This is a genomic window from Dellaglioa sp. CoH-55-MRSF-8, assembly GCF_056782195.1.
The window spans coordinates 1-550 of sequence record NZ_JBXAYH010000058.1 but is presented as its reverse complement, the minus strand read 5'-3'; the positions used below and the strand labels follow the sequence as shown (position 1 = coordinate 550).

General features: G+C 55.1%; 2 protein-coding genes. Both read left to right on the top strand.

From position 1 onward, the window contains the following. A partial coding sequence (locus tag AC1RPW_RS07880) for a hypothetical protein (RefSeq protein WP_481769425.1) occupies positions 1-336 on the top strand: 336 nt, incomplete at its 5' end. After that, complete coding sequence (locus tag AC1RPW_RS07875; RefSeq protein ID WP_281116333.1) at positions 303-509, top strand: hypothetical protein; 207 nt, start codon at positions 303-305, stop codon at positions 507-509. The genes AC1RPW_RS07880 and AC1RPW_RS07875, both read left to right, overlap by 34 nt. Positions 510-550: the final 41 nt, after the last annotated feature.

Here is a 550-nt window from a genome sequence, read left to right as displayed (position 1 = left end):
GCTAAGCTCTTGCCCACCAAGTACGATGGGTGGCGCGCTGACGATATCATCGAAGACCGTAAATGGCGTGCGGGGCACTCGCGCATCGAGGTCAAGGGCACGCGACACTGGTCGTTCACAGAGGTCGCGGAGCGCGCACTGAAGTTGATATCGAGCGCCAAGCACCGTGAGCACCCAACAAAAGAGCTTCGTGCTCTTGTCCGACAGCTGAACCGCCATCGACGCACGTTGCCTGAGTTGGATTCGATGCGCTGTGTTGTTCAATCCATCATGCAAGTTCTGGAAGAGGAAATTGCGGATCGTTGGATCAAGAAGCAGGAAGCGAAAAAGAAATGACGATGCGGGAACAAGCAAGACGCGCGTGGCGCGAGCGCGGAATGGACGGGGCATCGCGCAATCCCTACAACAAGGATGATCCGCGATTCTTCATGTGGCGTAATCACTTCGAAGAAGCTAAGTGGGAGGACGAGGCATTTGACGAATGTGATTTTGGAGTTGACGACGAGTAAATAGCGGCGTACACTGCGCGCATTGACTACACAACGGAGGG